We start from the raw sequence: 25,841 nt of genomic DNA, 5'->3' as shown, positions 1-25,841 counted from the left end.
TAGACTCCGCTTCCGATGCAGCTTCCCCGCTATTTATTCGTTCCATGCTTTCGCGGCAGTAAACTTTGCGTCCGCTCGCGCTTTTTGGGCGTCAGCCATCGCCGCCATGGTTTCGGCACGCACCTTCTCGATTTCCCAGCACGCCTGTTCGGCCTCAAACTCCGTTTTACGGATTTCAGCCCTCGCCTTGCGGAGGTCCAATTCCTCACGCTCAACCTCGGGATCGCCGAAGATTAGGGCGATAGTTTCCTCCTCCCGTCGCCGTTCAAGATCACGCGCCTGACGTATCTGCTTCTCTCGATTCAAATCGCGAAGTGTCTTGCGAGATTTTCGTGCGTCATTGGTGTGGTTTTTGATCAGTTGGTCCTGGCCAGGATCGTAGATGCCAAGTTCTATAGCTCTCATTGTAGCACCTTCTTTGCTTTCTCCTTATTTATTCATATGTAGGCTACTGGATTGTGTGCCGCCCTTTACGGGCGATCAGGCGCCAGCCATGATGGTGACCAGCGATCTGCATTTTGCCGTGCAACGTCACTCGACCATTCGTAAAATGGGATCGTTCAACCGAACCGCGCGATGTAGGGTATGGCTACAGCAGGCACCGTTCTTCATGCACTGTCCACTCGTCTTTTTGGGAGGGCGACCAAAGGCACCCGGATCGCTGTGGCCGCATGCGTGTATGTTGGGTTGTGGATCATCCTGTATGAGGTGGCACACCTCTTCGACATCGCCCACTCCGCGAGCGCATGGTACCCCGGCCCCGGACTGACTATCGCGTTCTGTGCCGTCTATGGGCCGCGCTACTTTCCCGCCGTTATACTGGGCGCTTTCCTGTATGAAAACACCTTCACACACCTGGACATTGCCAGTGGACTGCGGCATGTGATCGTGTATGGCTCCGCTGGTTTTCTGCTCCGCCGCCTGATCGCGCCGGCATTCCCGTTGCGGACCAAGGATCACGTTAGCGTTTTTCTCCTCGTCGCCTGCGTCTCCACCTTGGCGTCGGCGGCGCTCGCCGGAGCAACCTTCCAGCCCTATTGGACCAACTCCACCTTCACCGACATTCTGGTGTCGTTCTGGATCGGCGACCTCGCGGGCGTTCTGCTCGCCGGTCCAGTCTTCCTCATCACGTTCTCATGGCTCGGGACGACTGGATGGACCGCGCCCATGAGATGGGTGCCGCGGGTGTCCGCGTCTACCGGCATCGGTGCGGTTTGCATCGTCGTGTTCGCCATCGTCGCCTTTGAGATCGACGCCACCCTCGGCACCAACGGCAAGGCATGGTTCGTCGTCCTGTTCCCCGTCGTGTTGCTCGCTTTGCGTCAGGGATTTGGCGGTGCTGTCGCCGGCATCATTGTGGTGAACATCACGGCCGTACTGCTCTTCAAGGTTCTCGGGCGTGTCGGTGATCCCGCGCAGTTGCAAGTTTTGCTCATCATGATCGATATCGCGGCGCTTCTGATCGGTGCCACGATCAGCGAGCAGAAAGCCACCGAGCAGGGGTTGCGGGCGAGCGAACGTCGCCAACGCGATGTGGCGGCGGCAGTTCACGCCAGTCCCGTCGGAACCACGATTGTGAACGCAGCCGATCCCAATCTGCCCTTCGTGTTCGCCAACGACGCCTTCCACCACTTGAGCGGGTACAGCCCAGAGCATCTGCTGACGGTCGGCCTTGCCGATCTGCTGGCTTCCGATTCGCGGCACTGCCTTGAGGAGATTCATCGAGCTATCGGGCAGAAGGAGTCCACGAATTGCGAGGTCACTTTGAGGACCGCCAATGGCGAATGGGTCCGAGACCGCCTGACCGTTGCCCCTATCTCCGACAGCGAGGGCGGGCCGGGCTCCTATCTGGTCCTTCATGAGGATGTTGCGGTGACGAGAAACCGGGAGCGACAGGAACGCGAGCGTGAAAAGCTGGTCGCGCTCGGTCAACTCGCCGGCGGCGTCGCGCACGAGATCAACAACCTGCTCCATCCCATGATCAACCTCGCCATGGAAGCTGAGCATCTGTGGGGCCAGGAAGGGCGGGACGCTCGCCGTCACCTGCGCATGATCCGCTCCAGTGGCTCCAAGGCCGCCGACATCGTGCGCAAGGTCCTAGGTTTCGCCCGACAAGGTACTGGCCCGCGCGTGCCTCTCGATTTCGGGGACGCCGTCCTCTCCGCCGTCGATCTCAACCGGCGCAGCCTACCCCCAAGCGTCACTATCCACACCCGGATCGACGCGACGGGTATGATTTGGGCATCGGCAACGGAGGTATCGCAGGTGCTGACCAATCTGCTGCTCAATGCGTCGCAAGCTATGGACGGCCTGGGGACGGTGGATGTTGTCCTCGACCGCAACGACGGAGAGGCTGCCGATTCCTCGTTCCGCTTGACCGTGGTTGACGACGGTCCCGGCATGGACGAAGCGGTGCGCGCACGAGTCTTTGAGCCGTTCTTCACCACCAAGCCTCTAGGAAGTGGCACGGGCTTGGGATTGTCTGTGGTCTACGGCATCGTTAAGGATTGGGGCGGCGGCATCGACGTGCGCACCGCGCCAGACAAAGGGACAACCTTCATCATCACCGTGCCAGCCGCCGACACGAACACCTGACCGAGGACCACCCATGCCCAACATTCTGCTGGTTGACGATGTCGAAGAAGTGCGCTTCTCCATTGCCAGCACCTTTCTGCGTCACGGCTTTGAAATCACCGAAGCGCAGGACGGCGGTGAGGCGCTGGACAAACTTCGCAGTGGCAGCTTCGACGCCGTGATTACCGACATTTGGATGCCCGGCACGGATGGCCTCGAACTGCTGCGTCAAATCCGCTCGTCGCACGAGGACCTGATTGTCGTTGCTATTTCGGGCGGCGCTCCCAAATCGCCCATCGATTTCTCAGTGGCCCTGGCCGACACCTGGGGCGCCGATGCGATCTTTATTAAGCCTTTTGACAACGAAGAACTGGTCGAGAAGGTGAGCGGCTTGCTCGGTCACTGATCCTCACCAACCTCCTCCGAAGGATTGCTCGAAGCGTCCGTTTCCACCATGCCCTGAATGACGGTCTGAAGGGCCAGCGCAAGGGAGGCCAACTGGTCCGGAGGGAGTTGGCCGAGCAAACTCTCCAAGTCGTTCCGGGGATCGAACCGCAGCAGCGCGTGCCCTTCCGACGTCAACTCGATCAGGTCCGAACGCCCATCGCGAGGGTTGGGCTGTCTCGACACCAAGCCCTTTTCAACCAAGGCCCGCACTGTTCGTGCGACAGGACTCATTGCCATATTCTGGAAGCGCATGAGGCCCGTTGCCGTACGCGCCTGTGGCATCGCTTCCGCAAAGTAACGCAAGGCCGTCCACTGCGCCGGATAGAGGCCATGGCTATGTCCGGCGCCATGAATAAGCCGGGCGGATTGTTCGAGCAGGCTTGCCACGCCTTTTACACGAACGCGTCGGGACATGGCTGCGGGATTCCATTCTTGAAGCCGTCGGACTGACCTTGGCAAAGCGGACGACGCTGCGCAATGGGAACAGTTTGCCGAACGAACGCGGCAAAAACTGCTCACTGATCACTTATCTCCGCGCCGACGGAGGCGTTCCTTCCAACACATCAACGAGTTGCCCCCCTGCTTCCTGGCACGGCGCCTGCATAGTGACCATGGATCACTATGCGTCAGGTCTGGAGAGGACTGATCCGGCCTGCGCGATACCGGAAGTACAGGGGCAGCCATGAGTTTCGCAGACGTCCGGCTTTCAAGTGGCATCCGAAGCAACCTGCTCACCCTCCAGACGGTGCAGGACAAGATGGCGCTGACCCAGCGCCGTTTGGCAACAGGATCACGTGTGAATGACGCGCTGGAGAATCCCCCCACCTACTTTGCTTCGAAAGGATTAACCAATCGCGCCGAAGACCTGATGTCCCTCAAGAGCGCCATGGGACAAGCCGTGAGCACGGTGACAGGTGCCGCGAAGACGGTTGATCGCATTGAGGAATTGGTTCAGCAGGCGCGCGGATTGACCACGGCGGCGTTTGCCGCGCTTGGCACCGATCCCGGATCGGTCACAACCCGCGCCGCGCTTGCAAAGCAATTCGACGTGCTTCTTGAACAGATCGATAAGTTGGCCGGCGACAGTCAGTATGGAGGCAAGAACCTCCTGATTGGAAATGGTCAGCGGCTGGATGCCACATCCGCATCTCGAATGGCCATAAACTCGATCAGCGGAATCGACAACACCAGAGTTACCAACGTCGTCACGCCTGACACCTATCAAGTGCGAGTAACGGGCGAAAGCACCGTTTCGGCCAACGCCGCCGATATTGCGAACGCCGAAGCCGCACGGGGCATCTTCGATCTGGACGTCACTGGCTTTCTGATGCGCCAGCACGGCAACTTCGACGATGTCACGATCAGCGTGACGGGCGCCGCTGGCCGCGACCGCAGCTTTCAAGTCTCCTGTGGCGGCCAGACATTCACGCAAACGTTCACCCGTGATGCCTGGGAGACGGCAAAAGCCCGCAACGAAAATCTCCTCTTCAACCAAGTTTTTTCGTCTGGTGTGCAGGTGAAATTCAGCGTGGATCTTGATGCGATGGACGCCGTGCAGCCATCCGGTGGCGCTGGAGTCTCAATCATCGAGCGCAACACCGATCTTCGAATCACAACGACCAACCTGTCGGGCGCCACGGAGTCACGGGACGCGGCGAACCAGCGCGGCGCCGGAAAGCTGACCTATGGCAAGAACGACTTCCCCTTCGATACCGGAACCGTTCGCCTGACTGTCGATCCGGCACAGTTGATGGAGGCTGCCTCCTTTCCCGACCGGGCCGGGCTGATTCGTGGCGGTCAGGCTTCTGCAGTCAATTCCGTTGGCCCGGTAACCGGACGGACCGCCGACACCAACTACACGCTCAGGATCGTCAACAATGAAACCAATGGAGAAGCGGCGATGTCCCTCGTGCTGACCAGCAGCACGGGTGCGCAATCCTCCCCGATTCTCGTCAACGCTACAACGGAGCCGGGTCAGATGACCTTCGACTTCGGCGCGGGGCATACCGCTACGATGGACATCGATCCTGCGAAGCTCAGCTACACCAACAACGAGAACATCCAGACACCGCTCTTCGTGTCAGGAAAAGTCGCCGCCACGGTGTCGGGCGTGTCCGGCCTTGGGACACACTATTATCGGGTGTCTACCGGCAAGCTCGGCAGTGCGCAGGACCCAAACCCACCGAACGCCTGGATCTATAAGGAGGTCACCGTTGAAACCTCCCCTGACGGCATCAACTGGGTGCCCTTTGCAAGCGGCAACGTTCCCGACGGCGGAGGCAGCGTCAGTGCAGGCGCGTTGAGCTTTTCGGTGAATGAGAGGGGCGATGTCATGGATCGCCTGAAGATCGATGTGTCGACCGATCCAAACCCTCCCTTTTCCGTCACGAGAAGACTGTCTTACATGGCGGCGGCGGACGGCACCCTTCCATCGACAAGCATCGACGGATTCGACAGTGCGAGTGGTGTTGGGAATGTCGCGTCCATCAGCGATCAGAACCATGCGGCCTTCTCCGGTATCCAGCAAAACACCAGGATGAGGGTGATCACGGGGCTTCCGGATGCCCTCACCGGCATGAAGACGGTGACCGTCGAATGCTACGCCCTTGACGGAACGCTGACCGAAACGGCGTCCGCCACCATTCCGAACGGCGGCCAGAGCGACGTGCCGCTGACCCTGCTTGGCAACGGAGCGAATGCGACCAAGAATGCCGGGGCGATGATTCGCATGAATTTCTCTGCCGGAAGCGGTGTCAACGAATTCAGTCTTGCTGTTGATACGCCCACCGTTGTCCGAGACTATGACCCGTCCGCCATTCCCGCGTCGATCGGGATATCGAACGGCTATCAGGGGGAATTCGCCGGATGGTCGCTGAAGCACAATACCCTAACGGTGACTGTCGGCGATAACGACAGCGCTGCCCCCGGCTTCAAAACGGTAAGCTTCGATGATGGCATGGGGGGCATCAGCACGACCCGCGTGCCCAATGCCGGCCAGACGGCTGTCGCTTTCAAGCTCGGCGGCACCGGCCCGAACGCTGGCGCGACAGGGCAGTTTGACATTGGCGCCAACCCTTACTCACCAGTTGGTGGCACCGCCCTTTTCCGTATCGATTCGCCGCTGACCGAAAAAGCCGGATTGACGCCGGAGTCCAGCATGGGCGTTTCGTCCTTCGACAAGCTCGACGACCGCAAATTTAACGGCTTCAAAGGCACATCGACGGCTTTGACGGTGGTGGTGGACGCCCCCGACAGCGCCGGTCCTGGAATGCGCTATGCGTCCTTGCTGGATGACAACGGCGGCCTTTCGATGGTCAAGGTTCCCAACATTGGCCAAAGCGATGTCGTGTTCACGCTGGGGGGCACAGGTCCGAATGTCGGCGCCACGGCACGCCTCGACATTACCGGCAAGACGGGGCGCGACACTTACCGCTTGTTCACGCCGGCAATGGAACCGAAGGATACGGTGCAATTCACTTACCGTGCAGCCAACACCCCTGCCGTTCCGGCAGCCGCCATATCCACCGTACAGGTCAACGCCCCCTCGTCTTCCAATGACCTTACCGTTGCCTTCAACACGGCTCATTCGGACTTGCTTGTTGTCGAAAGCCTGAACGTGACGACAAACGGGCAAGGGCTCCGGCTTGATCGGGCACAGAACGGCTGGATGGACCGAGACGACATTGATCGGGCTATGAATGGTCTCGACACGGCCCATGCGACACTCCGCAGCGCCGCCCAGAAGCTAACCACAAACCTCAACATCATCACCACCCGAGAAGATTTCACCAAAAACTTTTCGGATATTCTCGTCGAGGGAGCCAACAAGCTGACGCTGGCCGATCAAGGCGAGGAAGGCGCAAAGCTGCTGATGCTGCAAACGCGGCAGCAGCTTGGAACCACCAGCTTGAGCCTCGCCAATCAGAGTCAGCAGTCAATCCTTCGCCTGTTCGGGTAACCCAACCCAGGGCGTGTTTTCCCACACCCCCAATCACACACGAGCACCTTCGTTCCCAAAAAGCTGCTTTGAAACTGTGGTTACCGGTTCGAGGCTGCTGCCAAGCTGCGGAATCAGTGGGTTGAATATAGTGACCACTGATCCTATCTTGGCGCTGAGCAGTAAGCTGCAGGGTCGAAGTGAAAAGGATTTCTCCATGTTGGCACGAGTATCCGAGCGGATATCTCAGCCCCACCTCGACAACCTTCTGCATGCCCATCTGCTATTTCTCAGGCGCAAGAAGGGTGGGCAGCGGCTGAACCTTGGCATGAAGCGCGCAGACCGGCTCGATTTCTCTCAAAAGTTGCTAATGGGCGCGGATATGACGGGGGCTATGCTCGACGGCAGCCGGTTCATCCGTGCCAACCTGGCTGAGGTCAACCTGTTCGGCGCCAGCATGATCAATTGCGATCTTCGCTACGCCAAGCTGGAAAAGGCGGACCTCCGGGGCGCGCGCCTGCGCAGCGCCAACCTGTCGGAAGCGATCCTAGACTTTGCCGACTTCCGAGAGGGGGTGCTTCTCACCAAACAGCAGGGCGGCGATCTGACACGCGCATGGGCTGACGACGGAAAGGCCCGGATGGCGGGAGCCATGTTCCGCAACGTTCAGGCCAAAAGCGCCAAGTTCTCAAGGGCCATCGGCGCCGGCACCGACCTGAGCAACGCGAATTTCTCCAACGCCCGCCTCAACGGAGCTGACTTCGCCGGCAGCGTCCTGCGCAAGGTCAACTTCACCGGCGCCGACCTTTCGAATTGCAGTTTCGTTGGTGCGAACCTGCAAGGCGCTCTCCTGGTCAACGCCGTTCTTGATGGAGCGGTGTTTGCCGACGCCGACCTCACCACCACCGTCATCAGCCAGGGCGCGCAGATGAAGGCGGACATGAGGAAGGCACGTCTGCCGCGCGGGCTGGATTCGCTGGAACAGTCCATTCAGGACATCATCCTGGCGCACGCCCGATGGGTGGCCTCGCTGGGAGCCGAGGGCGCCCAGGCCGACCTGTCGCGGGTTGATCTGCGCAACGTGGACCTAGGGGGTACGGACTTTTCGGCCGCAAACTTCCATTCGGCGATGTTGATGGACAGCCGCTTGGCCGGTTGCTGCTTCACCATGGCGGACCTGTCTTACGTCAACCTTATGCAGGCGGACTTTACCGACACTGTGTGCCGGGGAACCAACTTCAAGGGAGCGACCCTGCGGAAGGCGACGCTCACGCACGCGGACTGCTCCCCCATGGCGATTACTGTCGGCATCACAACGCGCGACTGGCCCGCGAACTTTTCGGAAGCCGATCTTGGAAACGCCGACCTGTCCGGGGGAAACTTCCGCTTGGCGAACTTCGCACAGGCGGACCTTCAGGGAGCCGACCTTCGGGATTGCAATCTATGCGGCGCCATCCTGACCGATGTCGATCTTACCGGTGCTGATCTTCGGGGCGCAAATCTCGACGGCGCCGACCTGCGGGGAGCAATCGGAGTCAAGCGGCAATAGGCAAAAAATTTATAAAATGCCTTCACCATCGAGCGCTCCCCTTCCTCAACTCAACTTTTCGGCCCGATCCGACGCCGAAGCCTTTTTGCGTTCACTTGGTTGGCGCAAGACCAGTAAAACAGGCGTGTACAAACGCCTATCCAATACCGGGATAATGTATGCCCTGGTTCGCAGCACCCCGCTTGGAGCTGTTGTGTGGCTGTCGAAATCCGCCCCTCGCGTGATCCCAGAAAGCGATTAATCAGAAATATAAGAAAATGCAGCTTTTCTTAGGTTTCCGCTGAACCCCGCATCAACCCTCAGCTTCTTTCTTGCCTTGAGCGAGTCCGCGCCTGAAAACATAATCTTAAGTGCGGAATAACTGCGCACCTTGAGGTTATGATGAAGCAGGCGCGGGTGCTCACGGAGCAGGAACAGAAGCGGTTGCTGGCGGTGGTCGCACAGGGAAGGCACGCAGCCCGCAACCGGATGGCCGTCATGCTGTCCTACCTCGCGGGTCTACGGGTCGGGGAAATCGCGGCACTGACCTGGGGCGACGTGCTGGACAGCAACGGCACGGTTCGGGAGCAGGTCCGTTTGGCCGCCGAAATCACGAAGGGCGGTCATGCCCGCGTGGTGTTCGTCAACGACCGGCTGCGGAAAGAGCTTGAGCGCTACCGCGCAACGCTGGGCAGCGAAATCAAGTCGGAACGCCCCCTGTTGCTCACGCAGAAGCGAACCGCCTTCAGCCCCAACACGCTTTGCCAATTGATGGGACAGCTTTACGAGCAGGCGGGCCTTGATGGAGCGACTTCCCATAGTGGGCGGCGCTGGTTCATCACCAAGCTCGCCCACAGCGGCATCAGCCCGAAGGTGATCATGACGCTGGCTGGTCACAAACACCTGACCACCACCCAGCGGTATATCGAGGTCAACGACGAACTGATGCGGGCAGCGGTCGAGGTGCTGTGAACGCGGCGGCAAAAACCGATGACACCTAGAACCTCCGTATAACGGATGTGACCGCCGGTACGTTGACGCCCCGATGACTGGCCATTGCTGAATATACGAAGCTACGAATCTAAGTGCTCCGTTCGAATTTCCTAGGCACTTATAATATTGAAGAACGATACAGGAAGTGCTATAAATATCAATATTGCGGGTTGACGAGAGCCCAAAGCAGATGCAGACATTGATTCGTTAGAGATTTGGCCGCACATCGGGGCGCGTGCGGCTCAACTTCACTGCCCCTTTTCTATATGTCGCATCTGTACCCTGCCCCATGGCGCTCGTCACGCCATGGGGCTTTTTATTTCAAGGACATTTCAGATGACGAAATCACCATCTTGGTTCCTGTATTGCGAGCGGATCGCCGTCGCGGCATGGACAGAACACAAGCGGATGCAGGAATGCGGCGGCAAGGCCAAAGGCAACATCACCACGACGTTGAGCGTGCTGGAGGGGGCGATGTGTCGGCTCCTGAATGGGCAGGCCCTAACAGAGAAACAGAGAGCGAACATTTTGAAATGGATTCGCCCGGATTGGTATCTTGGTCGTGGCGTGTCGAAGGCTGCATTGACCTGGGCTGGCGAGATCAGGTTGAGCGACCGTCAGACTCGGCTGGCTCATAACGAGGTACGCCAGCAAGGGTTTGATCCCACATGCTATCGACTGGATACCCATACGGTCGAAGCATTACGGCTTCGCCACAGAGCGAAGTGCAATAAACACGATGTCGCCAACATCATCAATGCCGAAGTCACTTCATCGTCAGGCGGATGTCGAGTCAATGTCACCCCACTGTCAGGCGAATGTCAGGCCGATGTTAGCTCATTGTCAGGCGAATGTCACCAACAGAGCCTTCAATCTCTTGCCATTCCTCATTCTTTTGGCTCCTTATATAAGAGTAGAGAAGAGAAGAAGAGAGAAGAACAGACCAGCCGCGTGGTGACTTCGTCACCGGCTCAGCCTTCGGCTTCGCCCACGCTCGCGGCTGCGCCGCTCGCTGGTCCGTCTGTGGGGTTCCCCCTTATGGCTTCGCCATTGAGCTGGGGAGATGAGGTCACCTCGGCCATTGGTGGGGAGATGGAGGTGGTCATGCCTTCGGCCAGGAAGAATGATGCCGGGGACATGATCGCTCGCTTTGCTCGGCAGCGCCAATCGAAGGTAGAAATGGAAGACGCATTGGTGAGCGAGGTGCGGCGCGCCTCCACCCCTGGCACAGCTATCGCCCCCGACCAACTCGGCAGCGGCCTTGGATGCTCCCACCCCGTGTTCGACCTCGATCCCAATCTACACGCGCTGAAGGCAGAGCGGACCGAGTTGCCGAGCACAGAACTCACGACGGGCTGGCACGAAGCCATCGAGACGGCGCGCGTCGTCATTTGGATTGGCGACACGGTCACCGGCGTAGTGACCATCAACGGAAATGAGGAACGCCAGTTCGTCCTTGGAACCTACGAGGCCTTCAGTGAAGCGATGTGTCGGCATTATCCCGAACCGGAAAACCGTGCGTGGCGAAGGGCTATAGATGACTACTATGGAGGCGTATTCCGAAACGAGATGACAAGGACCAAGGCCGGACACAAGCCAGTCGAACTATTCCACGCATGGAGCCCGTTGTATGCAGCCGGCGACCGATATGGCCGCCGCGGCCCTTGCGAGTCTAGAATGGGATTACTGATCTACTGGAAAGAAACGACCCCCATACAGGCAATTATATTTAACGGATCACAAGAGATACCGGTTAACGTCTTTGTTAATAGCTCCAGGAATGTAAAGGCACCACACTTCGAGGGAACATTACGCTGCCTCACGTCTTCTGCATCAGACAAGGCGGCGGCCTGACAGTATCTGCTCTAATCGAGCAGATTTGGTCATGGTAACACCGATGAGCGGCGCCGTTGGCGGTGGTGCGACCCACCGCCAGCAGCACCACGTGGAACGACGCTTATCCGTTACACGGATATTTTATTGCAATCGTCTTCGGCGAGTATCTTGTCAGCCTTCTCGTTTCTGAGATCCCGCTTAAGGTGTTTGATGACGGTCATTGGATCGGACGTCTTGAAGACACGTCGAGCCGCTTCACGCGCGAACATGAGCCACCGGGGGCTGTGATTTTGTGCATCAAGATCATCCAAGGCAGAGATGTTGTGGGCTATTTCCAGGCCGCGCAGATAGGCGTCGAGGTTATGGTGCTTTATCATCACGTGCGATAGTGCATCCCAGCTTGAGGCTTTGAGCACTCCTCGTTGAACACAGATATCCCCGAGCGTGATCAGCCGCCCCACCGCGCTTGTAAATGGAAACGGCACAGCAGACCCAACATAGCATTGGCCTTGGAACACCTTGCCCGTCGACATTCCGAAGCATTTCGATGTGAAAGCAGGATTGGTATATTGGTTGCCATATTCTCCCGTCATGCGGAAGGGACTACTGGTATCGAAGGTAATCGTGATATCGATACCAGCCTGACGCATTGCCTGTTGTACCTCGGTATAGAAACATGCCAGAGAGATGCTTCCTTTTCCGAACTGGTGAAAGATCTCACGTCCATCAAGGAGGCCATTGTCGCGAAGATAAATCATTAGCTCAAGGAGGTTCGCTGGATTAAGCGTAAACTCTCCGCCAGCAGCCCAGCCAACGGAATCAAACCACTTCACGCTCTCAATCCACACGGCAATTTCCTTCATATCACGCCCCTGAATCACGTTGATCCACTTCGTTCGTCCTTGCCTGCCGCGATCAAAGAACTTGAGATTGACATTCGTTTTGTCGAGGCAGTTCTGGAGTTCAGCGTGGTCAAGCTTGTCACCCTTTACACTGGGGGGCGGATGATCCAAGGTCATGCTGTAGTCGGCGTAGGTCTCCAGGAACTCAAGGATGGCTTGACGGGTCCGGTCCTCCCGCCACGTCAACTTCCCCTTCTTGATCTGATAACCGCCACTGTCGCCAATAAGCGTGCTTTTCGTGCGGTCACGATCCCGAATGATGGCGGGCGGCGGATTTTCCGGGTCGTGACCGGCGCTGTACAGTGCGATGGGGTGGGTAAGCAGCGCGCCACCGGGGTTCAGGAAGTTGAAATCCGAAAGCGCAAGACCTGCGGGGATGTTGCCATCACGAATTTTGGAAGGGTCGCACGAAACAGTCGCCGCGTAGTCGGGCTGAAGGGCAGGCGTATAGGTGGCTCGATCAGAGCGAGGAAGCATCGTCATTTTTTTCTCCAGGAGTTTTTGGGTGTGGCCTCACGATGAGGCCACATGCCCGGTCAGTCTTAAGAAGGAGGGAGCGCTTACTTGCGCGTGGTGCTGTAGAGGTCGAAGTGCTTTGTATTGAGCGTGCCGCTCTTTGCGTCCAGCACGGTAGGGAGATAGACCGTGTAGGCCGCCAGCTTGGTTTGGAAGGCAATCCGCCACAGACCGGACTTCAGACCGCTGATCGTGATGTTCCCATCCAGTTCAAGTTCGTCCATCTGGCGGAGCAGATCGTTCCAGTGTTGTCCCAGAGCCAGCATTGAAACCGACGTTGAGGGCGCCATTCCGGTTTCGATATCGAAGTCAATCCGATGGCTCCGGTCGTAGCCAATCGTCCAGCCGGTGTCCGCGAAGGTCATTCCCAGAGTGATCGCACTAGTCTTGGACTTCCGCATCTTGGACCACCTGTCGAAGAACTCGCCTTTCAGTTTCTTGAGCTGCTCGGTAGTGATCGAAAATTCGAAGTCCCAGATATGGTCGGAGGTTTCGATTGAAATCGGGTCAATCTGTTCGATGGGCAGCTGGCGCAACTTCACCGACCTTTCCTTTTTTGTCAGAGCTTCGGTGAAGTTGAATTCACCAACCCACGTCTTCGTTGATCCGGCAACCGAAGGATGAAAGCTGAACTTTCCCCTCTTGTTCTCAGGAACGACTTCTTCCTCAAACCACTTACGGTCCTTCGTATCGATCACAACATCTCCAGTTGCCGGAACAGTAAAAGACACAAGAGGTGATGCGTGAAGAACCGGCCCAGCCTTGACGCGCATGTTGCTGACGTGGAAATGACAGTCTCGATCCGTATTACGGAGCATGATGATGCGCGTTTCCGGCAGGAACTTCGTAGTCGTCAGTCTCACATCGGCATCCGAAATGGTCGGCTCGGCGCTGTCCTTTTCAAGAATGAACCTTGAAACCATCGAAATTTCGCTTAACAGGTTCACCTCAGAGGCCACGTTCGAGAGATCGTGCCCTTGACCGTGAGCGACTAACCTGCGCAGAAGGTTGTCATCGCCAGACTGCACCAGCACGATCTTTCCCTTTCCGTCGTCAGACGGAACCACGACCAAGGCGAAGGGGGCGGAACGATTCTTCAGGCGCTCCGGAAGATCAAACTCACCCATCGGGTTGATGTCCTTGACGATTTCTTCAATGTCGGGCTCGTTTTTCATGGCGGGTTCCGACTGCGACTTAGCAAGCGCATCAATGCCATGCTTTTCGATGTAGCTCTCGATCCGATCAATCGTGGTCGTGTCGTTGCTTTCCTTGAAGTGACGCACACAGGCATCAATCACGTTAGCGTAGCGATTGACCGTATTGCTGATGCGCTGGTTCTCCTTCTTCGCTTTTTCAGTCTTCCCCTTGCACTGCTTGAACCCGAACGAAACTCGGACAAGCGCAGCGCTTTCGCGCGCCTTATACTTTTCTTCGAGCCCGCGCTGGGTCAGCAGCTTGCTGACAAAATCCGAATTCGGTCCTGCCTTCACCAGAATGAAAGCCAGATCAGCCAGAGCTTTGCGTCGCGCCGCTTCCGACTTGGTTTCAAGCGTAATGCTCTTTCCCGCCTGCTCGCAGCTGTCCTTGAACGCCGCGTCCAGTTCATTCACCGCAGGGTTGGTGCCGGCGGTCTCGGCAGTGTTCTCGTGCTGTTGTTCCCGGCCAACGTCGTTGATGTTCACCATCGAAGTGGCTGCGTTTTCAGTGCCGGCGGCGGCATTGGTGTCGATGATGTTCATGGGATTCTCCTTTCGATTGGCATGGTTTGGGCGTTATCGCCATCACGTGATGGCAATTTTCACGAATTCTGAAGTTGATGAGTTAGATAACTCGCCGCATCAGCGTAACATGGCGCTGTCTTCGGCGCTTTTTTAAAGACCAGATCAGGGCTTTTACCGATTCGTCTCTTGTGATCATCCGTTTTACGGATGCTGCATCTATGGAGGTTCGTTCATCGTCGCGCATCCTTTCTTGCCTTGTTTGCGTCTTGGCTCGCGTCGGCCACATGACTATTCAAACACAGGTCCAAAAAAAGGGTACGTTGTGGCGAGCGCAGAATTGTAAAGGGCGGAAAACTATTATTCTGTAAGGGATTGTCAGCACCTCAGGTCTGCCTCGGCGGCCAAAACTCGCGAGTTTCTCGACGGACAAGCGGCCGAGGTGACGGCACTCCCTGGAGTCTGATGGTCTACGTGTCGGATTGCCGGAAACGGTTCAGGCAGGCTTGTATCCCGCCTTGGGCTTTTATCCATGCCGGCATGTCGGCGGGAGCCACGTCGTCCTGGTCCGCCAGCGTGAGGACCGAAGCGACCTTGTTGACGAGCCGGTCGTCCCAGACCCACACGAGCCGATCGGGCGGACCGGGTGTCTCTGGGTAGCAGGGTTCGCCCAGAACCAGCTTGACCAGCCGCGTCGCTGGAACCGCATGTTTGCGGCTTGCCGGCACGTCTCGGCCTGAGCAGAGACGGTCGAAGTAGGCGGGGGCCGCTTTTGCCGCGCAATGAAATGCGCGAAGCTGACGGTAGGCAAAGTAGAGGTCAGCACGTGGGTTCGATGTCTCGACACAGCCAAGCCACGGCGAGAGCTCATTGTATTTCAATGAACCACCCCCACGTCGCAACATTATGTTTTTTCTCTCCTTGGTCGCGTACGCGGCGATAGACAGAAGCTCTTTGTGATTTTGCTGTAAGAAGACGTTATCCAGCAGCTTAAGCCCTTGTTTTTCCAATACTTCTCGCTCCCAGGACAAGACATCCTCTCGCCGCTCGAGATACTCAGGTTCCAAATCACGGTAGAAATCCTCACGCTCTCTAGGCGTGAGGTAGTGAAAGACCCAGCGTGCCCTTCGCGCACGTCGATAGGCGAAGAGCACATTGGCTTCCGCAAGGTTCTTCCACCTCCGCTTTGTCCGTTTTTTCGGCGGCATCGACCTCAGACAGCCTCAACATCAGAAACATCGAGTTCACACGACGTTCCCACTCTGGCGGCCAATGATGCGGCCGGCAAGGGTTCTATCCTGTGGTACTTGAGGATAGGCGGAAACCTGACCGGGGCGTCGGCAGCCTCGGCCACCCGACCATCCGTAATACGGAGGTTCGCGGGCGGACACGTCATGGCGCGATGGAATGCGTTACGCTGCCCTGGTAGTTGCCGGCGCCGGAACACAGCCTTGGCGCTTCCTACGCGCGCCAGGAGCCCATTTTTCGGTAATGGTGCGGGCACTTGGACCCGCGTCCATCAAGGAGTTCTATGCTGGGTTATTCGAGGACCGACCGCGCCTGATGGGCGGTGAGGTGGCTATAGTGCCGCTCGATCATCTCCACCGACGTGCCCATGTTGATCGCCAACGTGTGGATGGGCACGTGCCGCACGGCCAGCATGTTCGTCGCGTAGGTGTGGCGCAGACTGTAGGCGGTTCTGGGGTCGCCGTATGGATCATGGCGAAGCCCGACCTCCGCGAGGAAATTCACCATCTGGTGCTTGAGGCTGCTGGGGAACACCTTCCCGCCCTCAACGATTTCCCGCAGCAGGCGAAGGTGCCGCCATGCGGCACGAAGAGGAATGAGTTCGCGGCGCTTGCCCTTGCCCCGCACCCACAGGCACCGTCCCCACTCGACATCGGTCCAGCGCAGATTGGCGGCTTCAACCGGCCTCATGCCGGTGAGATACATGATGGCGAACCAGTGGTGGAAAACCCGCCTCTCCCAGCGCAGGTGCCCATGGGTGGTGTCGAGATAGCGTTTCCGAGTCGCCCGACGCAGCGTCATCAGCTCCTTCATGGTGAAGTGCGGTCTACGCCGCTGCTTGACCTTGGGCCTGACGATCATCGGCGGCTCGGCCACCCAGCCCCGCAACTGCGCCCACTTGAACACGGCGGCGATGATCGACAGCTCGCTGGCGAGACGGCTTGGGCTGATGGTCTTGATCCGGCGGCTGATCCCCCGCCGCACCCATCGTCCTTCACGCATGCAGGAGATGTGGGTGATGTCGCGACCCGGCCCTTCGGTCCAATAGCGGCGGCGCCAAGCGATCCAATCCTGGATATCGGCGTTGCCGATCTCATCGACGCGGCGCTCCCCCATGTACGGCAGGAGGTAACGGTCGATGGTCTGCCGGTAGTCGGCGACTCGCCACCCCGTCACCTCCTCCATGAGACCGGCGCAAGCTTCGCCGAAGGTGTGGGCTTCGGTCGAAAGCCCACGCCGCAGCCGAGAAGCCAACTCGTGCCAGAGATCGACAGCACGCTGGCGCGCGACGTGGATATCGGTGGTCTTCAGGCTGCGACGCAGAGGCTCATGATCCGTAAAACGGAGCAACGCCTGCCATATAGGCTGTTCAGTGTTTGTGCGAACGTACAGCTCGATGCGGCCGTCCATGAGCACGACTCGCGCATCAGCGGGCATGGATGTTGCTCCACGCTCGCATAGCTCGGGCACTGTCGGGGCATTCTCGTGCAGACCCTACAAGGCGCGCCCGTAGCTCAGCAGGATAGAGCACAGGATTTCGAATCCTGTTCAATGTTGCGAGCCGGCAACTCTGATGAGCGCCAGCCAACTTCTTGAAAAATATATCAAATTCGCCGTGAGCCGAGCTCTGTCTGAACTTATAACGTGAGTGTTGCTGGCGATTCCGCAACGCTCGCGAGCAGTGGGCTCGCACGGGAGGTTCAGGTGGGCACGTACAACGCCAAGCTTCTTCACACCAGCCAACGCGCGGAACTGCTCCAGCTGGAAAAAGCCGGGAAGGCCAAGGTGGAACGCAAGGGCGACCAGTGGACGGTGACCTACACCTCCCAGCTCATGAGAGAGGTTCCCATGACCAAGAACGGCATCCTCAGCACCATGAAGTTCGTGACCGTTGAGAAGCACGAGGACACGGACCCGGTGATCGCCCGTCGCAACAACATGGTGCGCGGGCTGAAGGAACAGATCGCGATCTTCGATGCGAACGCAAGCGGCTCTGCCTACCGTGAAATACGCAAGGTGTTCGTTGACCAGAAGCAGGATGACGGAACCACCACGCGCGTAGAGGTCGAGCGGGACAAGCGCCTGCGGCGGCACTGGTTCACCAAGGGCGGCAACTATTTCGTGGAAATCCGCTATGGCAACCGCCCGCTGCCTGTCGTGAACGGCCAGCACGTCATCGCGTGCGGGGACGTTCTCACCAACGTGCGCAAGACCTTTGAAACGCTGATCCGGGCCGTCGAGGCGGGTGAGCTGGACGAGCACCTTCGCACCATCAAGGTCAACCGCGCGAAGGAAACCGCATGATGCGCGGCGCGGAGAAGCGGGAAACGGTTGCCCGCCTTAACGACAACCTTCGCCGCACGTTTTCTGGCGGTCGGGTGATGATGAGCCGGGGCGTGGCCGCTCTGCCCGATCACAAACGGGAAGCCGTTGTCCAGGCAGTGCGTGTGTTCGACCGCTTCGACGCCAACAACGATCCCTATGGGGAACACGACTGCGCAGCGTTATCGGTCGCGGGTCTAACCGTGCTGTGGAAGATCGACACCTACGCAGACAGCACGCTCACGTTCGGTGCCGATGACCCTCTCTCACCAACGGCGGTGCGCGTCCTCACCATCATGTTGTCGGACGAATATTGATGAGCGATGATGAGGCGGGTCTTAGACCCGCCTCATCCATGACCAGCTTGAGCTTGACCGTCTTCGCAACACAGATTTTGCACGCAATTTTATTACGCTTTAACAAGTTGATTTTAAACAGATTTTTCCATGTACTGTTAAGCAGGATCAGACGGGGCACGGTTGGCTCGGAAGGGTTCGACGACGAACGATAGCGACGAACGACAACAACAGAGTCAACAACAATACAGGGGTTTGCGCCGTGACGCTGCTTTTCTGCTCCACCACCGACCGCTCCGACCGCTGGCTGAGCGAGCTTGACGCCCGCCTGCCCGGCCTGGAGGTGCGGGTGTGGCCCGAGATGGGGGACCCGGCGGACATCGAAATGGCGCTGGTGTGGAAGCCGCCGCACGGTCTGCTCGCCAGCCTGCCGAACCTGAAGCTGATCGTCTCGCTGGGCGCCGGGGTGGAATCGCTTCTGCTCGACCCCACCCTGCCCGACGTGCCGCTGGTCCGCATGGTGTCGGAGGGGTTGACCGTGGACATGGCCGGCTATGTGGCGCTCCAGGTGCTGCGCTGGCACCGGCTTCTAGAGGAGTACAAGGCGCTCCAGCAGGCCGGGCGGTGGGAGCCGCTGGACCACAGGCCGGCGCCGGAGGTGAGCGTCGGCATCCTCGGCCTGGGCGAACTGGGCATGGCGTCGGCGCGGACGCTGCTGAGCATGGACTACCGCGTGCTGGGCTGGAGCCGGACGCCGAAGACGCTGCCGGGGGTGGAGAGCTTCTCCGGTCCCGATGGGCTGGCGGCGATGCTGGGGCAATGCGACCTGCTGGTCTGCCTGCTGCCGCTGACCGCGGAGACGCGCGGCATCCTGAACCGCAAGCTGTTCGCCGCCCTGCCCAAGGGGGCGGTGGTCGTCAACGCCGCGCGCGGCGGGCATCTGGTGGAGGGCGATCTGCTGGAGGCGCTGGACAGCGGGCACGTCGCCGGGGCCAGCCTGGACGTGTTCGTGGAGGAACCGCTGCCCGCCGGCCATCCCTTCTGGACCCACCCGAAAGTCCATGTGACGCCGCATGTCGCCGCCATCACCCACCCCTCGCGCTCCGCCGCGGTGGTGGCCGACGCGATCACCGCGTTCCGCGAGGGACGCCCGCTGCCGAACCTCGTGGACCGCAGCCAGGGTTATTAGGCCGCTTCGCTCGGGACCGTTAGGCTGTTGGAGGCGTTCATCTGCGCCTCCAGCCGCGCCTTGGCGGCGGCGGCCACCTCCTCCTCGGCGCGGATGACGGCCATGTCCTCCGGCGCCACGGCGCCCGCCGCGACGACGAGTTCGGCGAAGTCGGACAGGAAGACGCTGCCCTTCACGGTGCGCTGGACGAGCACGCTGCGCTTGTCCTCCGCGTCGCGCTTGCGCTTGATGAAGCCCAGCAGCGACAGCCGGTCGAGCGCGCGGGTCACCGCTGGTTTCGAGATGTTCAGCGTCGCCGCCAGCCCGCGCACGGTGTGGGGCGGATCGGTCAGATAGACCTGGAGCATAATCGCCATCTGCCGCGCCGACAGGTCCGGCCCATCCTGCCGGACGCTGGCGATCAAGGCCGTGCGCCACAGGCCGAGCGCCTTCAGGTTGCGTGCCATGTTTCCCCCCGCATGCCGCGCTTCTTGCCCCTGAAGACCCCCGTTCCAGGCGCGCGCGGCGAACGAGTGTCCCTCAACCCGGCCCGGACAGGCAAGCGTTTCGCAACCGGATCGATCGGTCAGTTCGTCGCGGAAAGGTGCAATGTTCGGGGAGCGGGTGCCCCGCGCAGAAGCCCTTCGGTGCTGAGGTCCTCATCCACATCGGGCCAGTGGATGCCGTAGCCGCCCCCGGCGATCTCCCAATTCCGGCGCTGCTCCGGCGTGGCATCGAACAAGCGGGGATACCAAGCGAGCGGCACGGCGATGGACCGCCCATCCATCAGGTCAACCGTCAGCCGCTCGTCATCGAGCAACACGGACTTGATGCGCAGATCAACCTTGGGTGCCGAAAAAGCCATGCCATTCCTCCAGGAACCGCGCCCGATGCTTCCGCAATGAAAGCGCCAGCATCGGCTTGCCCCCTCCCTAACCCTCCCCCGCTCTCGGCGGACCAAGGGTCCGCCTGCCGCGTCAGCGCAAACCTCTGGTTTGCGCGAGAGCTTCGCAGGGGAGGGAACTCTGCATGCCCGGACGCCCTCCCCTGCGCAGCGGGGGAGGGAGGGGACCCATGCGGCAGCATGGGGAGGGTGGGGGCACTGCGGAGAGACCCGCTCAATAAATCAGCTCGTTCTCGCCGCTGCCTTCGGAGATGACGATTTCGCCGCGGGCCGCCAGATCCTTGGCGAGTTGGACCATGTACATCTGGGATTCGTCCACCTCGCGGACGCGGACGGGACCCATGGCGGCCATGTCCTCGCGCAGGATCTTTGCCGCGCGTTCGGACATGTTGGAGAAGAACAGGTCCTTCAGCGTTTCCGACGCGCCCTTCAGGGCGGTGGCGAGCTTCTGCTTGTCCACGCTGCGCAGCAGGGCCTGGACGCCGGAGGGGTCGAGCTTGGACAGGTCCTCGAAGGTGAACATCAGCGACTTGATGCGCTCGGCGCTGTCGCGGTTGCGTTCCTCCAGGGCGGCCATGAAGCGGTGTTCGGTCGTGCGGTCCAGGCCGTTGAAGATTTCCGCCAGCATCTCGTGGCTGTCGCGGCGGCTGGTGCGGGCGAGGTTGGTCATGAACTCGGTGCGCAGCGTGCGCTCCACGTCGTCCAGAACCTCCTTCTGCACGGCCTCCATGCGCAGCATGCGCATGATGACCTCCATCGCGAAGCTTTCCGGCAACTGGGTCAGCACGCGGCCCGCATGTTCCGGGCGGATCTTGGACAGAACCACCGCCACGGTCTGCGGGTACTCGTTCTTCAGATAGTTGGACAGGACCGACTCGTTGACGTTGGCCAGCTTGTCCCACATCGTGCGGCCGGCGGGACCGCGGATCTCCTCCATGATGGAGTCGACCTTGTCCTTCGGCAGCGTCTTCAGCAGCAGGCGTTCGGTGGAGTCGAAGGAGCCGACCAGCGAGCCGGTGGCCGACATCTGTTCCGCGAACTCGACGAACAGGCGCTCGATCAGATTGGCGGAGACCGTGCCCAGGTTCGCCATGACCTGCGACAGCTCCTTGATCTCCTCGTCGTCCATCATCGCGAACAGCTTGGACGAATGCTCCTCGCCCAGCGCCAGCATCAGAATGGCCGCCTTCTCCGGACCGGTGAGGGTGCGATAATCCTCACGAACCTTCAGCGCCATGACTCCGCCTCCAAAAACCCGGCCGGCACCCGAGTCCACCGGTCCTACCCGAAGGTTTTAGTCCTTTCCGAATCGCCACGCCACCCCCGCGACGCGCGCGGGAGTGACAATTTTAACCATATGCCGGATGTCGGACCGGCTTATCGCCGGAACCGGCCGGTCATCCGAACCGCTTGGCGATCACAGCGTAGGCGGCGCGCAGGCCCAACGCCTCTCCGCCTTCCGGACGGCCCGGGCGGGCGGCGCTGTTCCAGGCGAAGGTGTCCAGATGCGCCCAGGGCGTGTCCTTCGACACGAACTCCTGAAGGAACAGCCCCGCGGTGATCGCCCCGGCCATGCCGTTGCTGGTCACGTTGTTGAGGTCGGCCACCTTGCTGTCCAGCCCCTTGCGGTAGGGCGCCCACAGCGGCAGGCGCCACAGCGGGTCGCTCTGCTCCTCCCCGGCGGCCAGCAGGTCGTTTGCGAGCGCGTCGTCGTTGGCGAACAGAGCCGGCAGGTCCGGCCCCAGGGCGACGCGGGCGGCCCCGGTCAGGGTGGCGAAGTCGATCAGCAGGGCGGGCTTCTCCGAATCCGCCTCGGCCAGGGCGTCGCACAGGATCAGGCGGCCCTCGGCGTCGGTGTTGCCGACCTCCACGGTCAGGCCCTTGCGCGTCTTCAGCACGTCCATCGGCTTGAAGGCGTTGCCGGAGATGACGTTCTCCACCGCCGGAATCAGAACGCGCAGCCGCACCGGCAGCCCCGCCATCATCACCATGCGGCCCAGCGCCAGCGCGTGCGCCGCGCCGCCCATGTCCTTCTTCATCAGCAGCATGCCCGACGACGGCTTGATGTCCAGGCCGCCGCTGTCGAAGCAGACGCCCTTGCCGACGATGGTCACCTTCGGGTGCGTCGGGTTGCCCCAGCGCAGGTCGATCAGCCGCGGCGCCCGCGGGCTGGCGCGGCCCACCGCGTGGATGGCCGGATAGTCGCGGTCGAGCAGCCCGTCGCCGACGATGACGTCCAGCCCCGCCTCGAACTCCGAGGCCAGCGCGGCGGCGGCGGCGGCCAGCTCCGCCGGGCCGAGATCGTTGGCCGGTGTGTTCACGAGGTCGCGCAGCAGATACGTCGCGGTGGCGGTGCGCTGCACCTCGCCCTGGTCGGCGTGCTTCGGCCAGACGAGGTTGGCGAAGGACTTCTCCGACGCCTTGTAGCGTCCGAAGCGGTAGCTGCCGAGCGCCCAGCCCAGCGCCAGACGGGTGGCGGCGCGGCGGTCGAGCGCGGCGTCCACCGCCTCGTCCAGCCGGTAGCTGCCCGGCGGCAGGCCGGCGGGCAGCCCGGCGAGGCCCCACAGGTCGTCCAACGCCGACACGCCGGCCAGCACGCGGGCGACCGCCCCGCCCTCCCCCGGAAGGAAAGCGCCCGGCAAGAAGGCGATAGAACCGGCCTCCGCCGTGAAGTTCACGGCCTTGACCCAGGCCGCGGTGGCGGGCGGCTGGCCCTCCAGCCATGTGGCGAGGCCGGCCTTGGTCAGCGGGGTGATGGTCACGGTGCCGGGGCCGGCCGTGGCGAGCAGGGTGGCGAGCAAGACGGGCGTCCTTCGTCAAAACGGAACGGGTACCAAAAGCATGGCGCGGCGGGGCGCTCCTGAAAAGGGGGATTGCGGGGCGGCTTGCCGGATGGGCGTGGGGCAGGCATGCTCCGCACCTCTCCTTCGCCACCCCCTCCCATCGCAACCGAGACGCACCCATGGACGACCTGACGCTGGTCATCGGCAACAAAGCCTTCTCTTCCTGGTCACTGCGGCCCTGGCTAGCGCTGAAGCGGACCGGCCGGCCGTTCCGGGAGATCGTGATCCCGCTGCGCCAGCCCGACACCGCGGCGCGCATCGCGGAGCACTCGCCGTCGGGCCGCGTGCCCTGCCTGCGGCACGGCGACCGGGTGATCTGGGATTCGCTGGCGATCTGCGAGTATCTGGCGGAGACCTTCCCCGACGCCGCCCTCTGGCCCGCGGACGCCCACGCCCGCGCCGTGGCGCGGTCGGTCTCCGCGGAGATGCATTCGGGCTTCGTCGCCCTGCGCACCCACATGTCCATGGACCTGAAGGCCTTCCGCCCCGGCGTCGGCCGCAACGCGGAGAGCGGGGCCGACATCGCCCGCGTCTTCGACCTGTGGCGCGACACGCGCGCCCGCTTCGGGGCGGGCGGCCCCTACCTGTTCGGAGACTTCTCCATCGCCGACGCCATGTACGCGCCGGTGGTGACGCGGTTCCTCACCTACGGGGTGGAGATGGACGGGCTGTGCGGCGACTACGCGCGGGCGGTGATGGACCTGCCGGCCATGACGGAGTGGGTGGAGGCCGCCAAGGCCGAGCCGTGGGACATCTACGCCGACGAACGGAGCCTCTGAGGAGAGATCAGGGCGACGCCCCGCCCGTCGGCTCGTTGGCGGCGTTGCCGATCAGCCCGACCTCGCGGTAGTAGCGCTCGGCCCCCGGATGCAGCGGGACGGAGACGTTGGCGACCGCCTTCGTGGCGTCGAAGCTGCGCCCCTTGGGGTGGCCCTCGATCAGCAGGCGGCGGGTGTTCTCGTGCCACAGCGCCCTGGTGATCCCATGGATCAGGCCGGGGTCGCGGTCGGCGCGGACCAGCAGTTCCGCACCCACCCCCAGCGTGCGGATTTCCGGAACGCCGGGGTAGGTGTCGGCGGGAATGGTCTGGACCATGTAGAAGCGCTGGCTGGCGCGCAGCCGGTCGGCGGTCTCGCCGTCCAGAGGGATCAGGCGGATCGGTTCGCGGTTCGCCACGTCGGCGACCGCCGCGACCGGAAAGCCGCCGACCATGAAGAAGGCGTCCAACTCCTTCTTGGCCAGACGGTCCGCCGCGGTGCCGGGCTTCAGATAGGCGGGAGGGCGCAGCTCCGCCTCCTTCACGCCGAAGGCGTCGAGGATCATCCGCGCCTCCACCAGCACGCCGGACCCCTCCTCACCCAGCGAGACGGCCTTGCCCTTCAGGTCGGCCACGCCGTGCAGGTCGCTGTCGGCGCGCACGACGAGCTGGACCGCCTCCGCGTAGAGCATGCCGATGGAGCGCAACCCCTCGAAGGGCGCCTTGCCCTGGAAGATGCCGGAGCCGGTGTAGGCCCAATAGGCGATGTCGGCCTGGGACAATCCGGCCTCCACCGCGCCGGAGCGCAGCAGTTCGATGTTCTCCACCGAGCCGAGCGTGGCCTGCGCCACCGCGATCAGCCCCGGCACGCCGCAGCTTCCCCCGCGGTCGCAGGGACGGGAGCCGGGCGGGTTGGAGATGGCGTTGGCGATCAGCCCGCCGATCGGAAAATAGGTTCCCGACGTGGTGCCCGTGCCGATCCGGAAATAGCGGATGTCCTGCGCCCACGCCCCCCGCGGCAGAAGCCCCAGCAGAGCGGCCCCCGCGGCACCGGCCAGAAGATGGCGGCGGCCGAAGGGGTGGCCGTCCTGGCCATCAGCGTGGCCATCGGGGGAAAGGCGGGGGTTGGCTGCTGCGCGCGGCACCGGCGGGTCCACCTTTTCGTCTGGCCAGCCGCCCCGGCGGTATGGATCATGGGCGGCCCATGTTGGACACGCCCTTACAAGAATACCCGCACTCGGTCATTTTCAAGGCATGAGGGGCCTAAAAGACGCCCGCGAGATCAAGAACCCCGGCAAGTGCTACCGCGCCGCCACACATTTGCACCACGCGGCCCGACGCCGCCTGCCCCAGCGCCGCCGACAGGCCCAGCCCGGCGAGGATGACCAGAAGCACGCCGGACGACAGCCCCGCCCAGAACAGCGGTCCGCCCATATGCACATAGCCGTGGAAGGCCCCCGCCGCGGCGACCGTCAGCACCCCCAGAGCCAGCGGCGCCCGCAGCCCCAGAGCGACCAGCCCCCCCATCAGGATCAGCGACGCCGACAGCCCCTCCGCGGCGTAGGGCAGCTTTATACCGATCTGCGCGGCCAATCCGGCGGACAGCACCGCCGTCAGCGCCGCCACCGGAAGCTGCCAGACGGCGGCGGCGCCGTTCTGTCCGCTCCACAGCCCGATGGCGAGGAAGCCCAACAGGTGCTGCAGCACCCACACGGGTTCGGTCAGGCCGGTGCCGAACGGCCCGGTCACCGTCATCCGCGCCAGCGCGGGCGCGGCACCGGCGCTGGTCAGCCAAACGCCGGCCAAAAGGAGCGCCAGAAGAACCGACCGGATCGCCACCATGCCCTACCCC

General features: G+C 61.4%; 22 protein-coding genes. 10 read left to right on the top strand and 12 right to left on the bottom strand.

All coding sequences use genetic code 11. The features are described 5' to 3' along the window. Positions 1–33: 33 nt before the first annotated feature. Positions 34–405 carry a hypothetical protein gene (locus DS843_RS09060; RefSeq protein ID WP_149468559.1) on the bottom strand — a complete coding sequence of 124 codons (372 nt, stop codon included), beginning with the start codon at positions 403–405 and terminating at the stop codon, positions 34–36. A gap of 180 nt (positions 406–585) precedes the next feature. Between DS843_RS09060 and DS843_RS09055 the strand changes: the two genes are divergently transcribed. Both DS843_RS09055 and DS843_RS09050 read left to right on the top strand, forming a co-directional pair. Next, a complete protein-coding gene (locus tag DS843_RS09055) occupies positions 586–2,595 on the top strand; it encodes an ATP-binding protein (protein ID WP_149468558.1) in 2,010 nt (669 codons plus the stop codon). 13 nt (positions 2,596–2,608) lie between these two features. Continuing rightward, entirely contained in the window at positions 2,609–2,980 is a 372-nt protein-coding gene (locus DS843_RS09050; protein ID WP_149468557.1) for a response regulator, read from the top strand. On the opposite strand, the gene DS843_RS09045 is transcribed toward DS843_RS09050, so the two are convergent. Next, on the bottom strand, positions 2,974–3,435 hold the full coding sequence (locus DS843_RS09045) for a MarR family winged helix-turn-helix transcriptional regulator (RefSeq protein ID WP_149468556.1): 462 nt from the start codon (positions 3,433–3,435) through the stop codon (positions 2,974–2,976). The genes DS843_RS09050 and DS843_RS09045 overlap by 7 nt on opposite strands. A gap of 268 nt (positions 3,436–3,703) precedes the next feature. On the opposite strand from DS843_RS09045, the gene DS843_RS09040 reads away from it, so the two are divergent. The 4 genes from DS843_RS09040 to DS843_RS09025 all read left to right on the top strand — a co-directional run bounded on the left by DS843_RS09040 (position 3,704) and on the right by DS843_RS09025 (position 11,333). Continuing rightward, a complete protein-coding gene (locus DS843_RS09040; RefSeq protein WP_149468555.1) occupies positions 3,704–6,979 on the top strand; it encodes a flagellin in 3,276 nt (1,091 codons plus the stop codon). A 148-nt stretch (positions 6,980–7,127) separates the two neighbouring features. Beyond that, positions 7,128–8,507, top strand: coding sequence for a pentapeptide repeat-containing protein (locus tag DS843_RS09035; protein WP_149468554.1), 1,380 nt, complete (start codon positions 7,128–7,130; stop codon positions 8,505–8,507). A gap of 378 nt (positions 8,508–8,885) precedes the next feature. Further along, positions 8,886–9,458, top strand: coding sequence for a tyrosine-type recombinase/integrase (locus DS843_RS09030; protein ID WP_475849062.1), 573 nt, complete (start codon positions 8,886–8,888; stop codon positions 9,456–9,458). Between the two features lie 357 nt (positions 9,459–9,815). Next, the gene (locus DS843_RS09025; protein WP_149468553.1) at positions 9,816–11,333 is read left to right on the top strand and encodes a hypothetical protein; all 1,518 of its coding nucleotides are present in this window, start codon (positions 9,816–9,818) and stop codon (positions 11,331–11,333) included. Positions 11,334–11,443: 110 nt separating this feature from the next. Here the strand turns inward: DS843_RS09025 and DS843_RS09020 are convergent, their stop codons facing one another. From DS843_RS09020 to DS843_RS09005, 4 genes are all read right to left on the bottom strand, one after another. Continuing rightward, positions 11,444–12,700, bottom strand: coding sequence for a hypothetical protein (locus DS843_RS09020; RefSeq protein WP_149468552.1), 1,257 nt, complete (start codon positions 12,698–12,700; stop codon positions 11,444–11,446). A 77-nt stretch (positions 12,701–12,777) separates the two neighbouring features. Then, on the bottom strand, positions 12,778–14,472 hold the full coding sequence (locus DS843_RS09015) for a hypothetical protein (protein ID WP_149468551.1): 1,695 nt from the start codon (positions 14,470–14,472) through the stop codon (positions 12,778–12,780). Between the two features lie 449 nt (positions 14,473–14,921). Next, on the bottom strand, positions 14,922–15,605 hold the full coding sequence (locus DS843_RS09010) for a hypothetical protein (RefSeq protein WP_149468550.1): 684 nt from the start codon (positions 15,603–15,605) through the stop codon (positions 14,922–14,924). Positions 15,606–15,990: 385 nt separating this feature from the next. Further along, positions 15,991–17,136 (bottom strand): tyrosine-type recombinase/integrase, encoded by a 1,146-nt coding sequence (locus DS843_RS09005; protein ID WP_149468549.1) that lies wholly within the window; start codon positions 17,134–17,136, stop codon positions 15,991–15,993. A gap of 267 nt (positions 17,137–17,403) precedes the next feature. Here DS843_RS09005 and DS843_RS09000 point away from each other — a divergent pair, with 267 nt between their 5' ends. The 3 genes from DS843_RS09000 to DS843_RS08990 all read left to right on the top strand — a co-directional run bounded on the left by DS843_RS09000 (position 17,404) and on the right by DS843_RS08990 (position 19,506). Beyond that, entirely contained in the window at positions 17,404–18,003 is a 600-nt protein-coding gene (locus DS843_RS09000) for a hypothetical protein (RefSeq protein ID WP_149468548.1), read from the top strand. Continuing rightward, positions 18,000–18,338, top strand: a complete 339-nt coding sequence (locus DS843_RS08995; protein WP_149468547.1) for a DUF3768 domain-containing protein — start codon at positions 18,000–18,002, stop codon at positions 18,336–18,338. Before DS843_RS09000 ends, DS843_RS08995 begins: the two co-directional genes overlap by 4 nt. A gap of 241 nt (positions 18,339–18,579) precedes the next feature. Continuing rightward, complete coding sequence (locus tag DS843_RS08990) at positions 18,580–19,506, top strand: 2-hydroxyacid dehydrogenase (RefSeq protein ID WP_149468546.1); 927 nt, start codon at positions 18,580–18,582, stop codon at positions 19,504–19,506. Here DS843_RS08990 and DS843_RS08985 read toward each other — a convergent pair. From DS843_RS08985 to DS843_RS08970, 4 genes are all read right to left on the bottom strand, one after another. Beyond that, a complete protein-coding gene (locus DS843_RS08985; protein ID WP_149468545.1) occupies positions 19,503–19,952 on the bottom strand; it encodes a MarR family transcriptional regulator in 450 nt (149 codons plus the stop codon). The genes DS843_RS08990 and DS843_RS08985 overlap by 4 nt on opposite strands. Before the next feature lie 119 nt (positions 19,953–20,071). After that, on the bottom strand, positions 20,072–20,350 hold the full coding sequence (locus DS843_RS08980) for a DUF2442 domain-containing protein (RefSeq protein ID WP_149468544.1): 279 nt from the start codon (positions 20,348–20,350) through the stop codon (positions 20,072–20,074). A 253-nt stretch (positions 20,351–20,603) separates the two neighbouring features. Continuing rightward, the gene (gene fliG, locus DS843_RS08975; protein WP_014239388.1) at positions 20,604–21,626 is read right to left on the bottom strand and encodes a flagellar motor switch protein FliG; all 1,023 of its coding nucleotides are present in this window, start codon (positions 21,624–21,626) and stop codon (positions 20,604–20,606) included. Positions 21,627–21,786: 160 nt separating this feature from the next. Beyond that, positions 21,787–23,190: a leucyl aminopeptidase family protein gene (locus DS843_RS08970; RefSeq protein WP_149468543.1), complete on the bottom strand. Its 1,404-nt coding sequence runs from the start codon at positions 23,188–23,190 to the stop codon at positions 21,787–21,789. A gap of 161 nt (positions 23,191–23,351) precedes the next feature. Between DS843_RS08970 and DS843_RS08965 the strand changes: the two genes are divergently transcribed. Further along, positions 23,352–24,011: a glutathione S-transferase family protein gene (locus DS843_RS08965; protein ID WP_149468542.1), complete on the top strand. Its 660-nt coding sequence runs from the start codon at positions 23,352–23,354 to the stop codon at positions 24,009–24,011. Between the two features lie 7 nt (positions 24,012–24,018). Here DS843_RS08965 and DS843_RS08960 read toward each other — a convergent pair whose 3' ends face one another. Then, entirely contained in the window at positions 24,019–25,134 is a 1,116-nt protein-coding gene (locus DS843_RS08960) for a TAXI family TRAP transporter solute-binding subunit (protein ID WP_149468541.1), read from the bottom strand. Positions 25,135–25,252: 118 nt separating this feature from the next. Next, positions 25,253–25,831: a HupE/UreJ family protein gene (locus tag DS843_RS08955; RefSeq protein WP_149468540.1), complete on the bottom strand. Its 579-nt coding sequence runs from the start codon at positions 25,829–25,831 to the stop codon at positions 25,253–25,255. Positions 25,832–25,841: the final 10 nt, after the last annotated feature.

This window comes from Roseomonas genomospecies 6, from assembly GCF_008365375.1.
In the GTDB taxonomy this organism is placed as follows: Bacteria; Pseudomonadota; Alphaproteobacteria; order Azospirillales; family Azospirillaceae; genus Azospirillum.
The sequence above is the reverse complement of the archived record's forward strand: the minus strand, read 5'-3'. Positions and strand labels throughout refer to the sequence as shown.